The following is a 7151-nucleotide window of genomic DNA, read 5'->3' on the forward strand; positions in this document are numbered from 1 at the left end:
GTAACCGGCCGTCTGAAAATCTCTTTTCAATCCTCAAGGTATAACCAAAAATGAAGATTTATGGCGACATTGCGGTAAAAGCAGCTGAATCATATTCTAAATATGAAGATATGGAACAAGCTTGGACAGAGATTGCGGCATCATTTCCCATCAAGGAGTCAATTAGAAAAAAAGGATGCCCAAAGAATGCATTTTTGGGATTGTGTCGTGCGGGGTTGGTTAAAGGAATCAACCCGGAAAAAGTCAAAACCAAACATTCCAAAAACGGAGAATATGCCGTTGCAGCGGTCAGCCTTTTAAAAAATGATCCCGAATGGGCAAATCAGAAAAAATCCGTTTTCTGGCGCGAAATTGTGGGTAATGAAAAAAAATATAACAGCCAGCTTCATGTCGTTTTGGCCTTGTGGGAAAAAGGCTTGATTATTTGAATTTATATATTTAAGGCCGTCTGAAACATTGTTCAGACGGCCTCTATGCCCTAAAACACACATGGCACTCATTAGCACACACGACAAAACCTTCCAACTCCAACAAGGCGAAACCTTATTGGAGGGCTTGGAGCGCACCGGACACGAGGTTGAATACCAATGTCGCAGCGGTTATTGCGGTTCATGCCGGATCAAAATCTTGGATGGAAAAGTCTCTTATGATAATTTTCCGCTCGCTTTTGTCGCGCCCGGAGAAATTTTGCCGTGCTGCTGCCGGGTTACTGAAGACATCAAGCTCGATTGTCGGGAGCGCATCAAAGAGCCGGATTTATTTGATGTCGATTTATTTGAAGACAAATAAAAAAATGCCGTCTGAACATTGTGGCTGAAATCCTTGATTTCATGTCCACCGTTCAGACGGCATTTTGCATGGTTAAGCTTATTTACGCTCTCCAACCGGCAAAACCGTCTTGCCGAAAGATTCGTTGATGACTTCTGCCGCTGCCAAGTAGAACGCACCAAGTGCAGTTACCAAGCCTAAGCAACCGCCGATATGGACGATGCTGTGGTTTTGCATACCATCGCCAATACCCAAAGCAAAGAAAGTCAGTGTCAAGAAAAAGAAAATACCGCTCAATACTTTAGGCTTGGTCAAGGTGGCCACAAACATCATCAGCGAAAACATACCCCATGCGCAGAGATACCAGCCGATAAATGCCGGAGCTGTTTCACCTTTGAAAAAGATGGTAAACAAAGCCCATGTCCACCAGAAGGCGCCATAGCTGATAAAAGCGGTAAAGCCAAACGTATTACCTTTCTTGAACTCAAACATACCGGCAATAACTTGGGCGATACCACCAAAGGCAAGAGCCATGCCCAAAACTAAGCCGACACCCTCTTGAGCAGTAAAAAAGCCGCCGTTAATCAGACTGAGCAACCAAGTTGTCAATGCAAAGCCACACAGGCCTACTGGACCTGGATTCGCCAGGTTTTCTTTAGTAGTAGTCATTTTATTTCTCCTCTAGTTATTAAAATAGGAAGCCTATTGTTACAGGTTTTATTTAAAATTAAAAGAAATAAATTTAAAAAAATCAGGCCGTCTGAAAAATATTTTTCGGACGGACTTGAATATTAATAATTAAACTACCCCAAAATCGCCAAGATTTTCCTTAATTCGTTGGCATCAATTTGGCCGGGGGCAGACGTTTTTTGTGCTGCACCAAAGGTAACGGCCGAGCCGAAAGTTGAACCGGCCAAGCGGCTGACGACTCCGGTTTTACCCATAGACATAGTAATAACCGGGCGGTCGATAATTTGTGAAACATCATATGTTGCCTGTAATAAGGTCAATACATCTTGCGGCGATTGCGGCATAACGGCAATTTTGCAGATATCCGCACCCCACTTGGCCATTGTTTTCAGACGGCCTGTAATGTCTGCCAAAGACGGCGTGGCTTGGAAATCGTGATTGCAAAGTAAGGCGGCAGTTTGATACTTATGCGCCAAAGCAATGGTTTGTTTTACGCCGCTTTCCTCGGCAAAAAGCTCAATATCGATAATATCGGCTTGTTTGGAACGGATGATTTTTTCCAATAGTTCAAAATAATAGTTATCAGAACAAGGCGTATTGCCGCCCTCTTGCGCCCTTCTAAACGTAAACAGCAAGGGCTTGTCAGGAAAAGCCTGTCGAGCGATGCCTAATTGCTCGGCAATAAAATCAGCATCAAGCGCCTCTTGAAAAAAATCCGCACGAAATTCAATAATGTCAAAAGCCGTCTCTTTCAATACGCGCAAAGCCTGCTCCAATTCCTGCGTATTGGCGGCCACCAGCGGCACGGCAATTTTAGGCAGGCCTTTGCCGATCTCGATATTTTTGATGATGACAGGTTTCATATTGTTCCTTTTTGCTGTTCAAACCAATCAGTGCAGATGCTCATAAATGGTTTCCGCCAATGCTTTGCTGATGCCTTCAACTTTTTCCAAGTCCTCGCGGCTGGCCGCAATCACGCCGCGCAAACCGCCGAATCGGGTGAGCAATGCTTGGCGGCGTTTGCTGCCGATACCGGGGATTTCGCTGAGTGAGGAAGTAACGCGTGCTTTGTCGCGTTTTTTGCGGTGGCCTGTGATGGCAAAGCGGTGCGACTCATCGCGTACGGTTTGCAATAAATGCAAAGCCGGGCTATTGGGCGGCAGGCGGAAGACTTCGCCGGTAAAAGGCAGTATGAGTTCTTCCATGCCGGCTTTGCGCTCGGGGCCTTTGGCGATACCGACCAAAGGTATATGCAGCCCAAGTTCTTCCCATACCGATACGGCTACGCCGATTTGCCCTTTGCCGCCGTCAATCAACACGACATCCGGCCATTTGACGCTTTCGCCGTTGGCTTCGGCTTCCTGCATTTTGCCGTAACGGCGCGTCAACACTTCGCGCATGGCGGCGTAGTCGTCGCCAGGTTTGGCAGTCGTGATGTTGTAGCGGCGGTATTGCGAAGGCTGGATGTTTTGCTCATCGTACACAACGCAGGACGCAATAGTGGCCTCGCCTTGCGTGTGGCTGATGTCGAAACATTCAAGGCGGTTGAGGCCGTCTGAATCCATGCCGAGGATTTTGGCCAGTTCATCAATGCGGTGTTGCTGGCTGCTTTGTTGCAGGCGGCGTTGAGCAATCGCCATTTGCGCGTTTTGTTCCGCCATTTTCAACCAGACTTTGCGTTCGCCTATGGTTTTGGTGACAAACTGCATCTGCTTGCCGTGTTCACCCTCCAAAGCCTCTTTCAGCGCATCGGGAACGGGAAAGTTGCTGATAATGATGTCGGGTTTGCTTTTACCCAAATAATGTTGGGCAACGAAGGCTTCGGCGTAATCTTGTCCGTTTGGCTCGGGATCGTTTTTGGTGTCGGGGAAAAAGCTTTTGTCGCCGACGTGCCGTCCGCCGCGGATGCTGACCCAGTGTACGCAAACCAGGCCGTCTGAAACCACCAGCGCAAGCAAATCGATATCGTTGGGATTGTTCGGATTTTTGCTGTCGATAAACTGATTACTCTGCATAATGCCGAGCGCTTGGATTTGGTCGCGGTAACGGGCGGCTTCCTCAAATTGCAGATTGGCGGCGGCGGTTTGCATTTTGTGTTGCAAGGTACGCGTCAGTTCGTCGGTTTTGCCATTGAGGAAAGTCGCGGCTTCACGCACGCTGTCGCGATAATCTTCTTCGCTGATGTGGCCGACACAAGGCGCGGTGCAGCGTTTAATTTGGTAAAGCAAACAAGGACGGTCGCGGTGCTCGAATACGCTGTCTTCGCAGGTGCGCAGCATAAAGACTTTTTGCAACACTTGAATGCTGTCGCGCACGGCGTTGCTGTTGGGATACGGGCCGAAATATTGATTAGGCTTCTTCAGCGTGCCGCGGTAATACGCCATTTGCGGATATTGATGGCCGCTGAGCATCAAATAAGGATAGCTTTTGTCATCGCGGAAAAGGATATTGTATTTCGGCGACAGGGCTTTAATGAAGTTGTTTTCGAGAATCAGCGCTTCGGCTTCGGAACGCGTGATGGTGGTTTCGATGTGGTGAACCTGTTTTACCATCAATGCGATGCGCGGCGAATGGTCGTTTTTTTGGAAATAGCTGGAAACGCGCCGCTTGAGATTGACCGCTTTGCCGACATACAAAACATTGTTGTCTTCGTCAAAAAAACGGTACACGCCCGGCAGATTGGGCAGATTTTTCAGAAAAAGAGGTAAATCGAACGGTTCGGTTGCGCTCACGGGATTTTCTTTTGGAATAAGCAGGCCGTCTGAAAACTTTTCAGACGGCCTTTTTCATTGATGTTTAAGATTCTTGAGACGGAGTATCTTCAGCTTCTACCACTTGGTTTTCAGCTGCATCGCTTTCTAAAGCGGCTTCATCTTCAGCCTCTTCGGCCACGCGTTCCAAGCTGACCAAGGTTTCGCCTTCATCCAGATTAATCAGGCGGACACCTGCGGCAGCACGGCCGGTCTCACGGATTTGCTCAACTTTGGTACGAATTAGGACGCCGCCGCTGGTAATCAGCATCAGATCGTCGGTTTCGCTGACCAAAGTCGCGGCAACCAAATCGCCGTTGCGCTCACCGGTATTGATGGCGATATTGCCTTGGCCGCCTTTGTTTTTACGGCTGTAATCGGCAATCGGGGTGCGTTTGCCATAGCCGTTGGCGGTAGCGGTCAATACTTGCAAATCGCTTTGCTCGGCTTCAGGGGCGAAGGTAATCAGGCTGACAATCTTGCCATCGGCCGGCAGGCGCATACCGCGCAAACCGCCGCTACCGCGACCGGACGGACGGACACCGTGTTTGCCGCTTGGCAATGCGTTTTCGGCATTTTCATCATCCAGGCCGTCTGAATCTTCGTTTTCGGTTTCGATATCAGCATCTTCTGCTTCATCGTTACCGGATTTTTCCCAATATTCGTTAAAGCGGATGGCTTTGCCCAAGTTGGAGAACAGCATAATATCGTCCGCACCGCTGGTTTGCGCTGCGCCGACCAAGTAATCGCCTTCTTTAAGTGCGATGGCTTTGATGCCTTGGCTGCGGACGTTTTTAAACGCAGATAGCTGGACTTTTTTCACCATGCCTTGTGCAGTGGCGAAGAAAACGTATTGGTCTTCCGGGAACTCGCGGACGGCCAAGATGGCGCTGACTTTTTCGCCTTCTTCCAATTGGATAACGTTATTAATCGGACGACCACGACTGTTGCGGCCGCCTTCCGGCAGTTTGTACACTTTAATCCAATGGCACTTGCCCAAATTGGTGAAGCACATCAAATAATCATGCGTGTTGGCAACAAACAGGGTTTCGATGAAGTCTTCGTCTTTGGTTGCCGCCGCCTGTTTGCCGCGACCGCCGCGACGTTGCGCCTGATAATCAGTTGTCGGCTGGGTTTTAATGTAGCCGCCATGAGTCAGGGTAACAACCATTTCGCGTTGCGGAATCAGGTCTTCATCGGCGATATCGCCGCCAAACGGATTGATTTCGCTGCGGCGTTCATCGCCGAAATTGGCTTTAATGTCTGCCAATTCTTCGCGAATGATTTGGGTAACGCGCTCTGGTTTGGAAAGAATATCCACAAAATCAATAATTTTACTCATCAGATTTTTATATTCGCCGACAATTTCTTCCTGATCGAGGCCGGTCAGGTTACGCAGGCTCATGCGCAGGATGGCATCGGCTTGCAATTCGCTCAGATAATAGCCTTGGCTGTGCAGACCCAAATTCTCTGGCAAGCCTTCAGGGCGCATCATGTGCAGGTCTAAATCCGTGCGGCTGAGCATGTCTTCAACCAAGCTGCTGCGCCATGAGCGGGACAGCAGTTTTTCTTTGGCTTCCGGCGCATTGGCAGATTCTTTAATCAGACGGATGATTTCGTCAATATTGGACAAAGCAACTGCTTTACCTTCGGCAATATGGCCTTCATGACGCGCTTTTTTCAGGCGGAACAAAGTACGACGGGTAACGACTTCGCGACGGTGGCGCAGGAACTCGGACAGGATTTGTTTCAGGTTCAGCAAACGCGGCTGGCCATCAACCAAGGCCACCATGTTGATACCGAAGCTGTCTTGCAGCTGGGTCAGTTTGTAGAGTTGGTTCAAAACGACTTCGGCATTTTCATTGCGTTTCAATTCGATCACGACACGCATACCGGATTTGTCGGACTCGTCGCGCAGGTCGGATACGCCTTCCAACGTTTTTTCGCGTACCAACTCGCCAATTTTCTCAACCAGCTTGGCTTTGTTGACTTGATATGGGATTTCATCGATAACGATGGCTTCGCGTTCGCCGTTTTTGCCGATAGGCTCGATATGGGTTTTACCGCGCATTACCACGCGGCCGCGGCCGGTTTTATAGCCTTCGCGCACGCCGCTTAAGCCGTAAATAGTTGCGCCGGTCGGGAAATCGGGAGCTTGGATGATATTGATCAGCTCGTCGATTTCAGTTTCAGGCTCGTCCAACAAACGCAGGCAGGCATTGATGGTATCGCCCAAATTGTGTGGCGGAATATTGGTTGCCATACCGACGGCAATACCGGACGAACCATTGACTAACAGCGCAGGGAAACGGGTCGGCAATACCAGCGGCTCATGTTCGCTGCCGTCATAGTTGGGACCGAAATTAACGGTTTCTTCTTCAATATCCGCCAGCATTTCATGGGAAATTTTTTCCATGCGGATTTCGGTATAACGCATGGCTGCCGCGGCCAAGCCGTCGACAGAACCAAAGTTGCCCTGACCGTCGATCAACACATAACGCATGGAGAAGTCTTGCGCCATGCGGACGATGGTGTCGTAAACGGCTATATCGCCGTGTGGGTGGTATTTACCGATAACGTCGCCGACGATACGCGCCGATTTTTTATAGGCGGAATTCCAGTTGTTTTTCAACTCGTGCATCGCGTACAACACGCGGCGGTGTACCGGTTTGAGACCGTCGCGGACATCCGGCAGGGCTCGCCCCACAATTACGCTCATGGCGTAATCGAGGTAGCTCTTGCGCATTTCGTCTTCAAGGCTGACAGGCAGGGTTTCAAGTGCAAATTTATGGTCGTTGCGGATGGTTGCGTCGGTCATGATTATCTGTAATTTCGTATGGCAAAAATCTTGTTGATTCTACCACAAAACAAGCGGTTTATGGCTTTTGCGTGAAGGCCGTCTGAAACAGGATTTCAGACGGCCTGAGACCTTTGCAAAATTCC

The 7151-nt window shown here is 49.3% G+C and carries 6 protein-coding genes; 2 read left to right on the forward strand and 4 right to left on the reverse strand.

The features are described 5' to 3' along the window. The first annotated feature begins 50 nt into the window (after nucleotides 1–50). Together HMPREF2700_RS00330 and yfaE are read left to right on the forward strand one after the other, a co-directional pair. A complete protein-coding gene (locus tag HMPREF2700_RS00330) occupies nucleotides 51–428 on the forward strand; it encodes a DUF6979 family protein (protein WP_009427512.1) in 378 nt (125 codons plus the stop codon). A 61-nt stretch (nucleotides 429–489) separates the two neighbouring features. Beyond that, nucleotides 490–789: a class I ribonucleotide reductase maintenance protein YfaE gene (gene yfaE / locus HMPREF2700_RS00335; protein WP_070589115.1), complete on the forward strand. Its 300-nt coding sequence runs from the start codon at nucleotides 490–492 to the stop codon at nucleotides 787–789. Nucleotides 790–867: 78 nt separating this feature from the next. On the opposite strand, the gene HMPREF2700_RS00340 is transcribed toward yfaE, so the two are convergent. From HMPREF2700_RS00340 to gyrA, 4 genes are all read right to left on the reverse strand, one after another. Beyond that, nucleotides 868–1437, reverse strand: a complete 570-nt coding sequence (locus tag HMPREF2700_RS00340) for an acetate uptake transporter (protein ID WP_070589117.1) — start codon at nucleotides 1435–1437, stop codon at nucleotides 868–870. Between the two features lie 134 nt (nucleotides 1438–1571). Next, nucleotides 1572–2321 carry a type I 3-dehydroquinate dehydratase gene (aroD, locus tag HMPREF2700_RS00345; protein ID WP_070589119.1) on the reverse strand — a complete coding sequence of 250 codons (750 nt, stop codon included), beginning with the start codon at nucleotides 2319–2321 and terminating at the stop codon, nucleotides 1572–1574. A 27-nt stretch (nucleotides 2322–2348) separates the two neighbouring features. Further along, nucleotides 2349–4190: an excinuclease ABC subunit UvrC gene (gene uvrC, locus HMPREF2700_RS00350; protein ID WP_070589121.1), complete on the reverse strand. Its 1842-nt coding sequence runs from the start codon at nucleotides 4188–4190 to the stop codon at nucleotides 2349–2351. A 64-nt stretch (nucleotides 4191–4254) separates the two neighbouring features. Then, nucleotides 4255–7026 (reverse strand): DNA gyrase subunit A, encoded by a 2772-nt coding sequence (gyrA, locus tag HMPREF2700_RS00355; RefSeq protein WP_070589123.1) that lies wholly within the window; start codon nucleotides 7024–7026, stop codon nucleotides 4255–4257. Nucleotides 7027–7151 lie beyond the last annotated feature (125 nt).

Origin of the sequence: Neisseria sp. HMSC068C04, assembly GCF_001810105.1 — a bacterium.
In the GTDB taxonomy this organism is placed as follows: Bacteria; Pseudomonadota; Gammaproteobacteria; order Burkholderiales; family Neisseriaceae; genus Neisseria; species Neisseria flavescens_B.